This window comes from Paenibacillus sp. FSL F4-0125, assembly GCF_038008565.1.
Taxonomy (GTDB): domain Bacteria; phylum Bacillota; class Bacilli; order Paenibacillales; family Paenibacillaceae; genus Paenibacillus_AQ.
The window spans coordinates 1,477,765-1,493,321 of record NZ_JBBOZJ010000001.1 but is presented as its reverse complement, the minus strand read 5'-3'; the positions used below and the strand labels follow the sequence as shown (position 1 = coordinate 1,493,321).

At 42.8% G+C, this 15,557-nt stretch carries 17 protein-coding genes; 7 read left to right on the top strand and 10 right to left on the bottom strand.

Annotation, left to right across the window (positions count from 1 at the left end; genetic code table 11):
* Positions 1-181 precede the first annotated feature (181 nt).
* Complete coding sequence (locus NST74_RS06685) at positions 182-1,141, bottom strand: aldolase catalytic domain-containing protein (RefSeq protein WP_170880320.1); 960 nt, start codon at positions 1,139-1,141, stop codon at positions 182-184.
* A gap of 286 nt (positions 1,142-1,427) precedes the next feature.
* Here NST74_RS06685 and NST74_RS06680 point away from each other — a divergent pair, with 286 nt between their 5' ends.
* The 4 genes from NST74_RS06680 (at position 1,428) to NST74_RS06665 (ending at position 4,129) form a co-directional block, all read left to right on the top strand.
* On the top strand, positions 1,428-1,646 hold the full coding sequence (locus NST74_RS06680) for a FeoA family protein (RefSeq protein WP_341111069.1): 219 nt from the start codon (positions 1,428-1,430) through the stop codon (positions 1,644-1,646).
* Positions 1,643-3,655, top strand: coding sequence for a ferrous iron transport protein B (feoB, locus tag NST74_RS06675; RefSeq protein WP_341111066.1), 2,013 nt, complete (start codon positions 1,643-1,645; stop codon positions 3,653-3,655). Before NST74_RS06680 ends, feoB begins: the two co-directional genes overlap by 4 nt.
* A 44-nt stretch (positions 3,656-3,699) precedes the next feature.
* On the top strand, positions 3,700-3,879 hold the full coding sequence (locus tag NST74_RS06670; protein WP_076119959.1) for a FeoB-associated Cys-rich membrane protein: 180 nt from the start codon (positions 3,700-3,702) through the stop codon (positions 3,877-3,879).
* A gap of 103 nt (positions 3,880-3,982) precedes the next feature.
* Complete coding sequence (locus NST74_RS06665) at positions 3,983-4,129, top strand: hypothetical protein (protein WP_341111064.1); 147 nt, start codon at positions 3,983-3,985, stop codon at positions 4,127-4,129.
* A gap of 107 nt (positions 4,130-4,236) precedes the next feature.
* On the opposite strand, the gene NST74_RS06660 is transcribed toward NST74_RS06665, so the two are convergent.
* From NST74_RS06660 to leuB, 5 genes are all read right to left on the bottom strand, one after another.
* A complete protein-coding gene (locus NST74_RS06660) occupies positions 4,237-5,742 on the bottom strand; it encodes a leucyl aminopeptidase (protein ID WP_341111063.1) in 1,506 nt (501 codons plus the stop codon).
* A 123-nt stretch (positions 5,743-5,865) separates the two neighbouring features.
* Complete coding sequence (locus tag NST74_RS06655; protein ID WP_341111062.1) at positions 5,866-6,969, bottom strand: ATP-binding protein; 1,104 nt, start codon at positions 6,967-6,969, stop codon at positions 5,866-5,868.
* A gap of 366 nt (positions 6,970-7,335) precedes the next feature.
* Complete coding sequence (locus tag NST74_RS06650) at positions 7,336-7,743, bottom strand: hypothetical protein (RefSeq protein ID WP_042125131.1); 408 nt, start codon at positions 7,741-7,743, stop codon at positions 7,336-7,338.
* Positions 7,744-7,971: 228 nt separating this feature from the next.
* Positions 7,972-8,511 carry a peroxiredoxin gene (locus NST74_RS06645; RefSeq protein WP_341111061.1) on the bottom strand — a complete coding sequence of 180 codons (540 nt, stop codon included), beginning with the start codon at positions 8,509-8,511 and terminating at the stop codon, positions 7,972-7,974.
* Between the two features lie 160 nt (positions 8,512-8,671).
* Positions 8,672-9,754, bottom strand: coding sequence for a 3-isopropylmalate dehydrogenase (leuB, locus tag NST74_RS06640; RefSeq protein ID WP_341111059.1), 1,083 nt, complete (start codon positions 9,752-9,754; stop codon positions 8,672-8,674).
* A gap of 809 nt (positions 9,755-10,563) precedes the next feature.
* On the opposite strand from leuB, the gene NST74_RS06635 reads away from it, so the two are divergent.
* A complete protein-coding gene (locus tag NST74_RS06635) occupies positions 10,564-11,544 on the top strand; it encodes an aldo/keto reductase (protein WP_076119966.1) in 981 nt (326 codons plus the stop codon).
* 49 nt (positions 11,545-11,593) lie between these two features.
* On the opposite strand, the gene NST74_RS06630 is transcribed toward NST74_RS06635, so the two are convergent.
* From NST74_RS06630 to NST74_RS06615, 4 genes are all read right to left on the bottom strand, one after another.
* Complete coding sequence (locus NST74_RS06630) at positions 11,594-12,685, bottom strand: DUF4097 family beta strand repeat-containing protein (protein WP_341111058.1); 1,092 nt, start codon at positions 12,683-12,685, stop codon at positions 11,594-11,596.
* A 17-nt stretch (positions 12,686-12,702) separates the two neighbouring features.
* Positions 12,703-13,200, bottom strand: coding sequence for a hypothetical protein (locus tag NST74_RS06625; RefSeq protein ID WP_076119968.1), 498 nt, complete (start codon positions 13,198-13,200; stop codon positions 12,703-12,705).
* Between the two features lie 78 nt (positions 13,201-13,278).
* A complete protein-coding gene (locus NST74_RS06620) occupies positions 13,279-13,731 on the bottom strand; it encodes an anti-sigma factor family protein (protein WP_341111056.1) in 453 nt (150 codons plus the stop codon).
* Positions 13,728-14,294 (bottom strand): RNA polymerase sigma factor, encoded by a 567-nt coding sequence (locus NST74_RS06615; RefSeq protein ID WP_076119970.1) that lies wholly within the window; start codon positions 14,292-14,294, stop codon positions 13,728-13,730. Before NST74_RS06615 ends, NST74_RS06620 begins: the two co-directional genes overlap by 4 nt.
* 114 nt (positions 14,295-14,408) lie before the next feature.
* Between NST74_RS06615 and NST74_RS06610 the strand changes: the two genes are divergently transcribed.
* Both NST74_RS06610 and NST74_RS29920 read left to right on the top strand, forming a co-directional pair.
* On the top strand, positions 14,409-14,855 hold the full coding sequence (locus NST74_RS06610) for a hypothetical protein (RefSeq protein ID WP_341111055.1): 447 nt from the start codon (positions 14,409-14,411) through the stop codon (positions 14,853-14,855).
* A gap of 6 nt (positions 14,856-14,861) precedes the next feature.
* Positions 14,862-15,545: a 7TM diverse intracellular signaling domain-containing protein gene (locus NST74_RS29920; RefSeq protein ID WP_445668175.1), complete on the top strand. Its 684-nt coding sequence runs from the start codon at positions 14,862-14,864 to the stop codon at positions 15,543-15,545.
* Positions 15,546-15,557 lie beyond the last annotated feature (12 nt).

Sequence of the window (15,557 nt, the reverse complement as noted above, 5' to 3'; positions counted from 1 at the left end):
TAAATATAAACCATTTTCTTCTAGCAGGCAAGCATTAATGCCTCCAACTTCCTTATAGAGACGGTCCGCAATTTAGCGAAAAATTATAAGAATAATTTAATTAGAGAAACTTATAGAATTTTTATTCAATAAAAAAAGCACTTCCCCCAATGAAAGGGTTCAGTGCTTCTGAACAACAGGTTTATTTATCTCCGAAGTTAACTTCTGGTGTCGTAAGCTTATCATAGAAATCAACCGCTTTATCCTTATCCGCTGATGCGCGTAGCGCCATAGCCGAACGCGGATGCTCATCAAGCGTTCCAGTGATCATGTAAGGAATGATATAGCCCCACTCTTCTTTTTCACGCAAAGGAATCATCAGGCGTTCAATGATATCAATTACAGGACGCAAAGTGTAACGAGTATTCTTCAAATGAGTCACTAGCAACTCTGTAGGACAGTTTCCGGCAGCACGTCCCATTCCATAACAGGAAGCGTCCAGCAGCTCTACACCTTTCTCAGCAGCAATCAACGTATTAGAGAACGCCAGTTGAAGATTATTGTGGGTATGTACGCCCAGGCGTTTGTTAGGCAGATGAGTTTTGAACTTCTCAACCAAATAGTTGATATCATTATGATCTAGACTACCGTATGAATCCACAATGTATACTACATCAACTACGCTCTCACGAATCATTTCGAAAGCTTCTAATAATTCATTCTCCATTACATTAGACAAAGCCATAATATTGATCGTTGTCTCATAGCCTAGATCATGGAAAGTTTGTACCAGCTGCAAGGCTTTCTCCACATCTTTGCTGTAACAAGCCACACGAATCAGATCCAGCATACTTTCGCTGCGAGGTAAAATATCATTCTCATCTACACGACCGATATCAACCAAAGCAGAAAGCTTTGTATGTCCCTTTTGCGGAATAACTTTACGCAAGAAATCATCGTTCAGAAAACGCCACGGTCCGGCACCTTCTGCTCCTTTGAGCAGTTTAGGGGAGTTTTTATAACCGATTTCCATATAGTCAACACCAGCCTCATTCAAGCCGGCATACAGATTTTGCACAAATTCCACGCTGAAATCCCAGTTGTTAACTAGCCCCCCATCGCGAATGGTGCAGTCAACAATCTTACATTGATTAGTCTTCATAATTATCTCCCTTCAATTCCTGCAATCATCGTAACCGCTATTGCAATCATTATAACCGCTAGCATAGCTTTACTATGCAATTTATATCGTTCAATCATACTTTAATGAAGAATAAGTTGTAAAGGATATTTCGTCTAAACTCATTGAAGTGTTACCACATAGTGTCAGCGACAAATATCACAGTATACAAACACTTAAAAATGCTACATTACAATAAAACAGTTGAGATTGATTATCAGTCTCTTTTGGAGGGATTACAATAGCTACTTCTACCTGCTGTTCCTTATTGAAATTACAACCTGGTGCTGCCGGATCTATTCATAAAATAGAAGGAATGAACCCTATTCTACGCCGTCGTCTTGCTGATCTCGGAGTCTCAGAGGGTGTGAGCATCCGTCTTAAAGGAAAAGGACCTTTTAGGGGACCAATTACACTGGAATGCAACGGACAGTTGTTCGCCATCCGCCGCAAGGAAGCATCTCTGATTGAGGTGAATGTATCTTGAGTTCTATAGCTCTTGTGGGCAATCCCAATACAGGTAAGACCTCTCTCTTCAATACATTAACGACTTCATACGAATATGTAGGTAACTGGTCAGGGGTTACCGTTGAGAAAAAGATCGGAAATCTGAAGAACGGGGCAGGCAGGCTTATAGATTTACCCGGCATCTATTCACTTCACCCACTCTCCCGCGATGAAGGGGTCGCAGCCCAATATCTAATAGAAGAATCCCCAGAAGCATTAATTAATATCGTGGATGCCTCCCAGCTGGAACGTAATCTGCTGCTCACCCTTCAACTACTTGAGTATGGAAAGCCTACTGTAATCGGTCTTAATATGATTGACGTCGCCAATGCGCGTGGTATTCGTATTAATCAAACCATTTTACAATCAAGATTGGGCGTAACAGTCCTTCCACTTATAGCAAGAACCGGTAAAGGCAGCGTACAGATGCTCAGCATCCTAGAAGAATCGTCAGCTATTCCTGCTGTAAAGTTCAAGCTGAACTATGGCGACATAGTCGAACGAGCGATATCTTCTATAGAAAAGGAATTACGTTCTATAAAAGATCTGCCCAACCACCGTTGGGTCGCTCTACAGCTAATGGAACAGAATCCGGTTATCCTTCAGTTCCTGAAGTCGCGTATAGACGTTACGGGACTGCTTAATATCTGTGAATCTTGTCAGAGTGAGCTGCAAATCAAAAAACTCGCCCTGACACTCCCGCAATGGATTCGCTCGAACCGCATGGAGTATATTCACAATATTTGTATCGAAGTTCTTGATACGACAGCTCAGAAGCCCCATAACTTGACTGAACGATTAGATTCGATATTGACTCATCGCTTTTTGGGACTGCCCTTATTTATCTTCTTTATGTATGTTCTCTTTAAGACTACATTTGACTGGGTTGGCGGACCCCTATCGGATATCTTAGATGGTCTGATATCTGGCCCTATTAGTGATGGAACGAATTCACTGCTTCAAACCATAGGAGCTTCCGGCTTCACACATGCTTTGATCGTGGATGGTATCATCGGCGGTGTAGGCGGTGTACTGGTCTTTGTTCCGCAGATCTTCATTCTCTTCCTGATCATTTCCTTTCTGGAGGACTCCGGATACATGGCAAGGGTCTGCTTGTTGATGGACAGCACCATGGAACGAATGGGACTCAACGGAAAAGCATTCATTCCATTCATCATTGGTTTTGGTTGCAATGTACCGGCCATAATGGCGGCGCGAAGCATCGAACAGCCCAAGGACCGCATGCTGACAACCCTATTAATGCCGCTGATGTCTTGTTCAGCAAGATTACCTGTTTATGCATTATTTGCAGTTGTATTCTTCCCTGAGCAACAAGCGTTTGCCGTTCTCTCTATGTATGTTATGGGTATTGTGTTTGCCCTAATTCTTTGTAAGGTATTCTCTAAATACTTATTCAAAAATGAATCCTCTGTCTTTATCATCGAACTCCCTCCTTACCGTATGCCGCAGATTAAGACCTTATCGCGCAGCACTTGGGAGAAGGGCAAAGGGTTCCTTCGTAAAGCGGGAACGATTATTCTAGCTGGCTCAGCGATTATTTGGTTTATGTCATATGCGGGTCCCGGCGGATTTGATGTAGAAATGGATCATAGCTTCCTGGCTAAATTCGGAGGCATGATTGCACCACTACTAGAACCACTTGGTTTCGGAACGTGGCAGGCTGGCTCTACCTTGGTTCCAGGATTTTTAGCGAAAGAGGTTGTTGTGTCTACGATGAATATCATCTATCACGCACCGGATACCGCTGGATTAGAGAATCAAATTTCACAAGTCTTTACACCGCTGAGTGCAGTCAGCTTTATGGCCTTTATCCTGCTATATATTCCTTGTCTGGCCACTGTAGGGGTTATCAAAAAGGAAACAGCCTCTTGGAAATGGACTTTCTTCTCCATTGGCTATTCTCTTACTCTGGCGTATATCGTATCTTTTGTTATTTTCCAAGGCGGGCGATTGTTAGGCTGGTCGTAGAACTTGTAATTTGTCGATTCTCTTAATGAAAGTGGGGCACCGTAATGATAAATGTTCTAATCGTCACTCTGATCTTCGGTTATTCAGGCTGGATCATCTATCGACATGTGCAAAAGGGCAAGCAAGGCGCTTGCGCTGGCTGTGATAAGGGCAAGAGCTGTTCAGCAGCGTCTTTAGATTCTCCTCTCTCCTGCTGCTCAACACCTGTTAACAAGAAGAAGTAGGCTTGCACTAACAGTTATATGTAAGGGTTCATAGTTTAGCTTTCAAAGCTTTCGGGTATGTTTGTTATAAGCAATTACAGACTATACCAAGGAGGTAATCACTATGAACACAAAAAAGACAATTTTCACAACCGCTGCATTGGGAGTAGCTTATTTACTGAAGAATAAGGGAACCCGCGATAAAATTATGAACAGTATTCAATCCTTTACTTCCCAATCGAAGACTAAAAAATCCAATGGCACTGTTTAATCTTTATCATCCTTACAAAAGCAAAGAAACCTCGCCTTAGCGAATGGTTGGTCATACAGACCATCTCCCTAAGGCGAGGTTTCTATTTGTTGTTTATGTAGAGCCAATTATTCGCTTTCGCTGAGTAGCCACTGAACCAATGTGCGAACCATGACACCTGTACCGCCTCTAGGATTAACTCCACGTTCTTTAGAAAGAAATGCGGTTCCAGCAATATCTAGATGTATCCACGGCAGACCTTCCGCAAACTCACCTACAAATAACCCAGCGGTAGTGGCTCCCCCGAATCTTCCTGCAGTGTTACGAATATCGGCCACTTCACTCTTTAGCATTTCGCGGAATTCCGGGTAGGCCGGAAGCTGCCAAATTTTTTCCCCCGAAACATTAGCTGCTGTCAGAAACTGCTCCATGAATTCTTCGTTGTTAGTAACAGCACCTGTAGCTATGTCTCCCAATGTCGATAACACCGCACCTGTCAGCGTGGCGACATCAATAACACGTTTCGCTCCCCACTCGCGGGCATAAGTCAGCGCATCCCCAAGTACAAGTCTACCTTCTGCATCGGTATTCAACACTTCTATCGTTCTTCCGCTCATTGATGTAATGATATCTCCGGGTTTAAAGGCATTAGCAGAAGGCATATTCTCAGCAGATGGAATGACCATTACGACATTAATTCGTGGACGTAATCGGCCTAATGCCTCCATTACTCCAAGCACAGCCGCTGCGCCTCCCATATCACTGATTAAATCTTCCATGCCTGGGGCTCTTTTTAAGGATATCCCCCCTGTATCAAAAGTAATCCCTTTACCAACCAGCCCCACTACATTATCCCAGTGACCCGTTCCCTGGTAACGGATAACGATCATTCGCGGAGGGTTTACACTTCCTTTTCCGACTGCGAGCAATCCGCCCATTCCTTGTTGCTCAATTTCCCGTTCATCCAACACTTCGGAAGGAAATCCATAACGCTCAGCTACTTCTATAGCGGCCACAGCAAGGTCAGATGGAGTCAGCAGATTGCCGGGCATATTCGTCAAGTTCCGTGCCAGATTCGTAGCCTCACCAAAAGCCAGCCCTCTCTGCATACCCAGATTCCAGTCATGCTCGAAAGTATTCTCTGGCTTCTTCTCCATAGTGAAAATAACCGAGTTTGGACCTGTATATTGAGATTGCTCCTGCTTAAATTTCGGACGACAGTAAGAACCAAGTGACAACCCCTCAGACAACGCGTAGGCAATAGATACGCTAACCCCATCTACTGTTAGCTCATGAATATTTCCCGGCACCTGAAACACTAGCTGTATCGCCTTCAATCGAAGTGCTGCACGTGCTGTCTGAACTGCCATTTGACGTAGATCTTCAGTCGTAAGAAGTTGGTCCCCCTTGCCAACCAAAATCGCAACAGGACAACCGGATGGATGATCTAAAGGTAGTACATAAGTCTGGTTTAGCTTTCCACTAAATAGACCTGTCTTCCCTAATAGGCGAATGCTGTCGTTCCACCTCTCTGAAAGACCTCCATGTAGGGCCTCCGACTCAGAGATAATAAGGATAAGGGCATCACCCTGTATTTCATTAATGGAACTGCCACTGTTGAATTGTATATTCATTATGTCTACCTCCATTTGTCTCCCAAAACCAATCCCCATTGTAACATAAGCAAGGCTGATCTCTGCATCTGTATTATCCGCAGGGATCAGCCTCTTAAACGCTTTATATTCTAATTAAATGTACTAATGGATTAATGGCAATGAGATCACAAAATGAGTACCTTCGTTAACTCTACTGCTGACAGAAATACATCCGCCATGATTTTTGATGATTCGGTCACTCACAGAAAGCCCGAGCCCAGTCCCATTCTCCTTCGTCGTAAAAAATGGATTGAATAACCTGTCCAGTGTACGGATATCCATTCCCTTACCGTTATCAGAAATGAAAATACGGACCTCAGAGCCCTCCCTGCCGGCTCCAACCTCTATTTTACCCATTAGACCATCTGCTCTATCCGCAACGGCCTCCATAGCGTTTCTAATCATGTTGAGGACTACCTGTTTCATTTGCTTCACATCTCCAGAAATCATCATATCCTCCTGAAAAGGATGTAGATTGATCTGGCAACCTTTCATCAAGGCTTCGCTCTCTGTAAGCAGCACCACCTCTTTAAGTAAGGCTGACACAGGAATCATCCCCACTTGAGGAACTGACGGCTTGGAAGAGGTTAGAAATTCATGAATAATATCGTTCGCACGATCGATCTCCGCCAAGATAATCTTGCCATATTCCTGCTTTCCAAGCTGTTGTAGATGCGGGTGAAGCAATTGAATGAATCCACGAATTGCTGTTAATGGATTCCGGATTTCATGAGCAATAGATGCCGATAATTTACCTAGCATAGCTAAACTATCGTTCTGATAAGCCGTTTGCTCAATCAACTTATAATCGGAGATTTCTTTAACTGTAAACAAATAACAACCCTTCATTTGCTCTCCACAGCATAATGTAACCTTCCAGTAACGACCATATTCGTCTAAAAACTCATAATTAGTTTTTCCTTTGTATACCATCTCTCTATAGCTTTGCAGTACTTGCTTTTTCTTAAAGCGGCTCAATCGAACATTAGATAACAGATGTGATATTGTACAGCCCACAAGCGAGTGTCGGGTTAACTCAAGCATCCCGTACATTTGCTTATTTACAAAACTTATAACTCCCTCTTCATCAAAAAGCATAATTCCGCTGTCAATATTCTCTAGTACATCCTCGTATGTAGTATCCACAGGTCCTGATTGATAGGTTCTTCCCGGTAATAGAAGACTTTCTTGATATTGGCTAATCACGATACGAAGTTCCCCCTTTTACTGCATTTGACGAAGACGCTAAAGCGACATCAAATTACTATGTATTTGAGTATATGACGAAGCCGCCAGAACATTCGGTAATCGTTGCACTTTTTCCAACCGGTTCAATTATATTCCAATCATATCCAAGTGAAGTAGACAACGCAATCAGAGAAACTGTCGAATGATAAAAAAATTCATAAAATGATTCCAAAGACATATAAAATATCACATCAAATTTTATTTATTACTATTAGTTCGTTCAAATGTATTACACAGTTATAAAAAAAACAGAAAAACTAAAAAGCCCTCGCAGTTGCGAAGGCCTTGAAAAAGAAATGGGTTAGACCCAAATTACAAATAATCTTATGCTTTCTGTTGCAGACGAAGGCGTCTCTGACTCATCACAGCTAATCTTTTCTTCAATTCCCGTTCCCACTTCGTGTCCTCAATCTGTTTGGCTACAGCAAGCAGGTCAAGTGCCATATCGATCTGGCTCCGCACAATAGCTAGAGGCTCTTCACTCTCGATGTTAATGACATTCTCGAATATTGCAGTTTCGTCTTCCATGACATAGTCCTGAAAATCCACATCAGTAACTCCGTCCCCATGTGCGTATTCCGCCAAGATCTCATATTCATTCTCGACCTTATAGTGAACCTCTACACGATGACATACCGGACAAAAAAGCAGGGGAACATTATGGACTTGCGTGCGATAATGTTTAAGGGTTCCCTTTGTTCCTACCATACTCGCTCCACAGCAAAAGCTCATATTTGTTCACCCTCCTTAGATTAACTAACTCACCTGAGTTTTTATTATTGTATTACATTACCCTAATGGAGATTCCTCCACTCGAGGACATAATATAACTTTTCACGCCTATTTTCAAATCCATTTTTTTATTTAAGACTTTTTGGAGCAAAAAACCTCCTTACAGAAAAATTTCTGCAAGGAGGTCCAAATCAGAATATCAAAGATCAGATAATAGCAGAGGATCAGTTAAAGGTTTCTGTCACCTGGTTTCCAGTCCATTGGGCATAAGCCACCAGATTGCAGTGCTTGAAGAACTCGAAGTGTTTCTTCTACGCTACGACCTACATCATTGTGATTAACGACTTGGTATTTCAATTCGCCTTCAGGATCGATTATGAACAATCCACGTAATGCAATGCCTTCTTCTTCAATTAGAATGCCGTAGTCTTTCGCAACTTGTTTCGTAATATCTGCAGCAAGTGGGAAGTTCAAACGGCCAAGACCATTGGAATCCTTAGGTGTATTGATCCATGCTTTGTGGCTGTGGACCGAATCTACACTTGCGCCGAGAATTTCTGTATCAAGCGCTTCGAACTGCGCAGCAGCATCACTAAGAGCTTTGATTTCAGTTGGGCATACAAAAGTGAAGTCCAGAGGATAAAAGAAAAATACCAGCCATTTGCCACGATAGTCGGATAGACTTATTTCACCAAAATCTTTACCATCACCTGATACGGTTTGCATAGTAAAGTCTGGGGCTGGTTTACCTACTAAACGTTCAGCCATTGCCAAAATCCTCCCTTAATTATGTAAGAAACCAACCATTTCTTGTCATGATATGCTGGAATAATTTACATCCTGTCTACATATCAAATGGTATCATCGTACAAAATCAAAGTCAATCTTTGACAATTTCCACTCTACTCGTAATTAAAATCAGATTATATTACGCTTTGCGGATAGCTGCAACAATCAGGTCGCCCATTTCAGATGTACTGATCGCTTTGCTCTTATCTACAGCAATGTCACTTGTACGGTGTCCTGCGTCCAATACTTCAGCCACAGCAGCCTCTATCGCAGCCGCAGCATCCTCATAACCAAAGGTTAAACGGAACATCAGTGCTAATGACAAGATCGTTGCAATTGGGTTCGCAAGTCCTTGTCCGGCAATATCAGGTGCGGAGCCGTGGACAGGCTCGTAGAGGCCATAATTACCGTCGCCCATCGAAGCAGAAGCGAGCATACCGATAGAGCCAGTCAACATCGCAGCCTCATCGCTCAGGATGTCACCGAACATGTTCTCGGTAACGATAACATCAAAGCTGGCTGGACGGCGCAGCAGCTGCATGGCGCAGTTATCAACGAGCACATGCTCTACTTCTACCTCCGGATATTCAGGAGCAATCTTATTTACAACCTCACGCCATAAACGTGATGTTTCAAGGACATTCGCTTTATCAACACTTGCAAGCTTATTGCGACGCTTGCCAGCAATTTCAAAAGCCTGACGTACGATTCGTTCCACTTCCATTACGTTGTATACACAAGTATCTACTGCTTCTTCTCCATGTTCACCTTGACGACGCAATTTATCTCCGAAGTAAATCCCGCCTGTCAGCTCACGAACGACCATAAGATCTGTTCCTTCCAGAACTTCCGGCTTTAGGGTCGAAGCATCCTTAAGGCAATCGAATACGACTGCTGGACGTAAGTTTGAGAACAATCCAAGCGCTTTACGAATGCCAAGCAATCCGGTTTCAGGACGAAGCTCCTTTGAATTGTTATCCCACTTTGGTCCGCCTACAGCACCCAGTAATACAGCGTCTGCACTACGACAGATTTCTAATGTATCTTCTGGCAGCGGTGTGCCTCTCTCATCTATTGCAATGCCACCAAATAGAGCGTGCTCCGTTTCAAAGGCATAACCAAATACTGCTTCCGTTCTTTTCAATACTTTTTCTGCTTCAGCTACTACTTCAGGTCCAATACCGTCCCCTGCGATTACGGCGATTTTTTTAACCTCACTCATCTCAGTCACTCCTCAAGTGGTCTGCTCTAACAGACATAGTTCTTCTTTATATTGTTGTATCATACCCAGTCATAAAGGACAAAGATATAAATTCTATTGAACTGATAGGTAACGCCTATAAGTTAGGCTAGAAAATCCCATCTACCGATAAGGTTGATGGGATTTTCAGCTTACCTTTTATGAGTATAGCGCCTTTGATATTTTTAGCGTTAAATAATCTATTTTGGAAACCTTGAGATTGTCATCCACCAAAAAGAGCTTTTCAGGCTTAAATAACTGTATCTTTTTCAATTTATATAAATCGTAAAGCACCTGTTCAATAGACTATTTATTCATTAAAAGATATTTCGTCTCTAACATGGTGTTCAGTAATTGATCCTGCAAAATCAAAAATTGACCATTTATTTAGATCGCCAAAGAAAAAGGTAGCACACCATCGCAACTGGCATTGGCGTGGACATTAGCAAAAGGAGCACTTCCAATACCAGGAACGAGACGAATTAGTTATTTATAGGAAAATGCAGGAAGTGTGGACATTGTGCTGACTCCCAATGACTTAGCACGTATTGAAGCTGTTAGTCTTCAGTCAGCCGTTCAAGGGGGTAGATACGATGATAACAGTATGAAAGGTCTCAAGATTTAAATTTGTTATACGAATAGACAGCTTCAAATAAGCAGAAAGAAACCCGGCGGGTTACTTAGGTATGCGCTCTATGTAAAAACCATCCTAAGTCCGCTTCATATTTGCTCTTCTTTCTGAAGATGTTTACAATTAAGTTGAAATCATCTACCTAAGGAGTGAATGCGAAGTGCAATATGCTAAGCTTGGCAAATCCGGTATGAAGGTCAGTCGGCTATGTCTTGGAACAATGAACTTCGGCCCACAAACAGATGAACAAGAAGCCTTCCGTATTATGGACGCTGCACTCGACGCAGGTGTTAATTTTTTTGATACCGCTAACATTTATGGCTGGGGTGAGAATTCCGGTCTAACCGAAACGATTATTGGACGCTGGTTTAAGCAAGGTGGTGGGCGACGTGAAAAGGTCGTGCTGGCTACCAAGGTATACGGAGCTATGAGCGATAAGCTCGACGGACCTAATGATGAACAAGGATTATCCTCCTATATCATTCGCCGCCATCTAGAGGGCTCTCTGCAGCGTCTCCAGACCGATCATATTGAATTGTACCAGATGCACCATGTGGATCGCAGTGTCTCTTGGGACGAGCTGTGGGGGGCGTTCGAGCTTGCTGTAAATCAAGGCAAGATTGGTTATGTCGGCTCCAGCAACTTTGCGGGGTGGGATATCGCTGTAGCTCAACAAGAAGCCAAGGCACGTGGCTTTTTAGGCTTGGTTTCTGAGCAGCATAAATACAGCCTGACCTGCCGACTTCCTGAACTTGAAGTATTGCCAGCTTCTCTCCATCTTGGTTTAGGTGTTATTCCTTGGAGCCCACTGGATGGAGGTCTTCTCGGGCGTAATGCACTTAAGAAAATAGAAGGCAGCCGCAGTGGAGGAAACGCCGAGCGCGTAGAGCAATTCAAGGATCAGCTTGAGGCATTTGCAAGCTTATGTATGGAGCTTGGCGAACCGCAAGATAATGTAGCTCTAGCATGGTTGCTAGCCAATCCTGCTGTAACCGCACCAATTATTGGACCACGTACACTGGAGCAATTTGAGAGTGCACTACGCAGTCTTGAGATTGTACTAGATGAGTCAGTACTTAAACGGCTAGATGAAATCTTCCCAGGACCGGGCGGAGAAGCACCTAAAGCTTACGCTTGGTAGGACTATTATACAAAAAGGGAGCCTAGATTAGGCTCCCTTTATTTCATGCTTATTCAGCTGTGTCCACGGTCACGCTTCCATTACTTGTGCTTAGGTCCACAGTATATGTGCCTTTACCGAGAATGGCAGTGCCATAGCTATCCCCGTCTCGATCCCAGGACACATTCCCTTTCAGCGAACCATTGCTGGTATCTGCTGTAATCTTCGCATCGGACACCGATGGCAATCCCACCGTAATCTTTCCGTTACTTGACGAACACTTCCATTTTCCGGTCACTGCTGAATTAATAGTGATCTTGCCGTTACTGCTTTTTGCAGTTAATGCACCATCTATATTATCCAATATAATAGCTCCATTAGAGCTTTTGAGTTGCGCTCCACCTTGGATGTTCTGAACAGTCAGTGAGCCATTACTGGTATGTGCCTCTACTCCACCGGCAACATCATGAATATTTAATACCCCATTACTTGTGTCCACCACTAAGCCAGACTTTAAATTCCAGGCTTCTATCGATCCATCGCTAGTATCAACTTCAACAGTAAGGCTGCTAGGTACATTCACATTTAGATACGGACTTTTAGTATTAAATCCAAACTGAATATTAGAGAACCAATTATGATCTGTATCGAGCTCCATAATCAGCGTATCTCCCTCAGTTTTAACTTTCCATTTCTTTTCCAACGCACTTTCAGCTTCACTTTGGGATTTTCCAGGCAGAAGTAGGCTTCCCTCATAATCCAAAGAGCTTCCATCTATCCCCTCGACCATTACTTTTCCACTTGGAAGTACGATTTTCAGCGTCGTAATATTGTCTTTCACTTCGACATTCCCGCTAAGTGGAGTCAAATGTGTATTCCCAATTAGACTGCTCAGTGAGCCTCCGGCCATTACTGACTGAGCACTGCTTGCTCCAATCAGCAGGATGATCAATAGGATAGCCCAGCCGCTTACACGGCTTTTGACATCGGATTTAATAAACAGTCTGAGCAACATCTCGAGTCCGAACAGGATCAACAGTGCTGGCCATAAATAACCTAGTACTTCATAGCTGATCATATTATACTGAGCCATTACAATAATGACGCCAAGCGTAATACAGCCTAAGGCTGCAGTGAAGCTCCCGATTTTCCATCTCCCCATAGTCAAATCCCCGTTTCTTATGCTCTCGTATTGTTTCGCAGCATCTTGAGTCCGTATGCTATCAGTCCCAATGAAAGCAAGATCGTACCAATGTTAATCTCAATCAACATTCTCCACAACGTCGGGAATGCTGAAATTACCAGCATAAGAAACCCGGCAACAACACACCCGATACCGACCCAAGCTGGATTCACATCTTCATGTGGGTAACCCGGCATAGAGGATATCCCCATCGTCCAAGGTTCTCCGAAACTGTCTGGATGAAACATCATACGCTCGTGTTCGGCTGCAGTTATTTTCATCCAAGCTGCTTTCTGCAGGGCATCAAACAATTGGTAAAACCATAATGCAGCTAGGGCAAAAGGGAAGATCATGGGCTCAGACGGAATAAACATAATACATAAGGAAGCACCGATCATAAACTGCAGTCCCTGCTTTTTGAAGCCCAAATACAAATGACCTACACCAGGAATCATAGCCAGCATAAAAGTGAGCCAACGTCTCTTCTTAATCATAATACATCCTCCTAAATTTTGGATAGCATAAACTTTGGTTTATCTGAGTCCATCTATTTTTTATTAATCTCTTTATGACTATTTTCCAAAGCCACCAAACCATTGGGTCACCGAATTCGACACATGACCATTAATTTCAGTGATTCCATAAGCCAAATTCTCAAAAACTCCAAACTGTAACAATAACAAGCTTAAGCAGGCAGCCACAGCATAATGCATCCATGAAGTTCTAGGAGCAGAACGACGTCTTACGCTTGCCGCTTTAATTGCTCGCTCTCTCCGCCCTGTTTCGAGCTGCTCGATATGGGCCATAACACCTGATGCAAGATCTGGAAAGTCCATCTGTTCATGCTGATATTCGCTGTCTGCTTCCATTTCTGACCATAGAGCTGACATTTCCTTCGCTTCCTCCAGCCACTCCGCGCAATCAGGACAGGATTGTATGTGCAACCGGATACTCAGCTCCATATCTGAAGACAGTAGACCGTCAATGTAATGTGGCATCCATTCCTTCACTATTGCACAATTCATCGCAATTCCTCCCTTTGTCTACGCATCATCTGTCTGGCACGATATAGCTGCGATTCGATCGTCTTAACGGATACACCTTTTTGCTCCGCTATCTCTTGATAAGAATTCCGCTGAAAATAGTACAGCTGTACGACCGACCGGTACGGTTCAGCAAGGCTGTTCACATTCTCACCCAATTCAGCTGATTGTTCCTGCTCTAGCACCTGTTGCTCAGGTGTTTGAGAAGTTACCCAATCATTCTCAGTGTAATCAGCTGCACTTCGATGCCTCCACTCCCTATCATTAGCGCGTTTCCAGTCCAGACAGGTTCGGTAGGCTATCCGATACAGCCAGGTCGAGAAGGAAGACTGTCCTCTGAAGGAGGGGAGCGCTTTATATGCTTTTATAAAAACCTCCTGGGCCATATCTTTGGCCGATTCGGCTTCCCCAGTAATCTTGACGCACACTCTGTATACCATGCCTTGATAACGTGTCACCAAATGCCCAAAGGCTTGATGCTCACCGTTCAGCACGGCTGATATCCATTCCGCCTCTTCCAGCTTTCTCCCCTCCTTCACCTTCATAACGTTAGACGCTGGACAATTCCACTTCCCTGCAACTTCATCAGATCTTTTTTTAAAAAATTTTGAAATATCTTTGAGAAGGGAATATATTGTTTTTTGTCGAATAATGTTTAATTGACCAAACGAAAACTCTTTCTAATTATCGTGTTATTTCTTACCATACTTACTTGCTTTCGCTTCCTATGGATTTGGGCTTCGCCTCATGCTATACAACCACAATTAGTCAAAGGAGTACTCGATTTACGGAATAACGAATTGAATCAAGACAAGCTCCTTACCTTAAAAGGGCAATGGGAGTTCTATCCTAATACGTTGCTTCCCACTTTCAATAAAGAATCGCTAAATAATGCTACGCCTAAAAAATATATACAATGGAACGAAGCAATTAATAATGGCAAAAAAACGGCTTTCGGTTACGGTTCCTATCGGTTACGTATTCTTGTAGATAAAAATGAAAAGCAGTCTTACAGCATCCTCATATCCGGGGTTCGAACCTCTTCGGAAATTTATATCAATGGTGAACTGCTAGGAAGTTCAGGTTCTCCGTCTGCCGATAAGTAAGACTATATTCCTCATGTTTTACCTTACTCCATATCGTTTACAACTGATGAGAGTGAGATTGAAATTGTCATTCATGCAGCCAACTACTCTTTAGCTCATACAGGTGGTATTTACAAACCCATTTTATTTGGCAACGAAAAAGCTTTAACACACCAGAGGATCGTTTCCATAGGCCTTCAGCTGTTATTATGTGTAGTACTTCTACTTCATGCAGTCTATGCAGCAATATTATATATCATTGGACCGCGGCAAAAGATGTTGATCTATTTTATTCTATTGGTAATTTCCGCTATAACCACTGTTCTCATTGATGATGACAAACTTTTGCTGCATATGCTTCCCTTTAACTACCAATGGAGCTTAAAACTATTAATCATATCTAATATTTTCGCTTTTATATTCATCTTACTAACAAGCAAGCAACTCATGTTCCAGAATTTAAAAATTAAAAGTGTTCGGATCCTGACCAGCTTATCTCTGGTACATATCCTTTTTATACTGCTCGGTCCCGTTGTCCACTATTACGAATCGTATATACTTATTTTTTTCATCAATATATTCGTTCTATCATTAGAAGTTGTAGTTCTCTTTCTGAAATCTACTCTTAGAAACCACGATGGCTCTATTTTTCTATTGTTATCTATCTTAGCCATCGTTAACAGCACCCATTGGGGATTGTTCAAAAATTGACTCCTTTCCTTC

Excerpts from the sequence above, each read along its gene's own strand:
- NST74_RS06685 (WP_170880320.1), bottom strand. The coding sequence starts at position 1,141 with ATGAAGACTAATCAATGTAAGATTGTTGACTGCACCATTCGCGATGGG.
- NST74_RS06670 (WP_076119959.1), top strand. The coding sequence starts at position 3,700 with ATGATAAATGTTCTAATCGTCACTCTGATCTTCGGTTATTCAGGCTGG.
- NST74_RS06665 (WP_341111064.1), top strand. The coding sequence starts at position 3,983 with ATGAACACAAAAAAGACAATTTTCACAACCGCTGCATTGGGAGTAGCT.
- NST74_RS06660 (WP_341111063.1), bottom strand. The coding sequence starts at position 5,742 with ATGAATATACAATTCAACAGTGGCAGTTCCATTAATGAAATACAGGGT.
- NST74_RS06650 (WP_042125131.1), bottom strand. The coding sequence starts at position 7,743 with ATGAGCTTTTGCTGTGGAGCGAGTATGGTAGGAACAAAGGGAACCCTT.
- NST74_RS06645 (WP_341111061.1), bottom strand. The coding sequence starts at position 8,511 with ATGGCTGAACGTTTAGTAGGTAAACCAGCCCCAGACTTTACTATGCAA.
- leuB (WP_341111059.1), bottom strand. The coding sequence starts at position 9,754 with ATGAGTGAGGTTAAAAAAATCGCCGTAATCGCAGGGGACGGTATTGGA.
- NST74_RS06630 (WP_341111058.1), bottom strand. The coding sequence starts at position 12,685 with ATGGGGAGATGGAAAATCGGGAGCTTCACTGCAGCCTTAGGCTGTATT.
- NST74_RS06625 (WP_076119968.1), bottom strand. The coding sequence starts at position 13,200 with ATGATTAAGAAGAGACGTTGGCTCACTTTTATGCTGGCTATGATTCCT.
- NST74_RS06620 (WP_341111056.1), bottom strand. The coding sequence starts at position 13,731 with ATGAATTGTGCAATAGTGAAGGAATGGATGCCACATTACATTGACGGT.
- NST74_RS06615 (WP_076119970.1), bottom strand. The coding sequence starts at position 14,294 with ATGAAGGTGAAGGAGGGGAGAAAGCTGGAAGAGGCGGAATGGATATCA.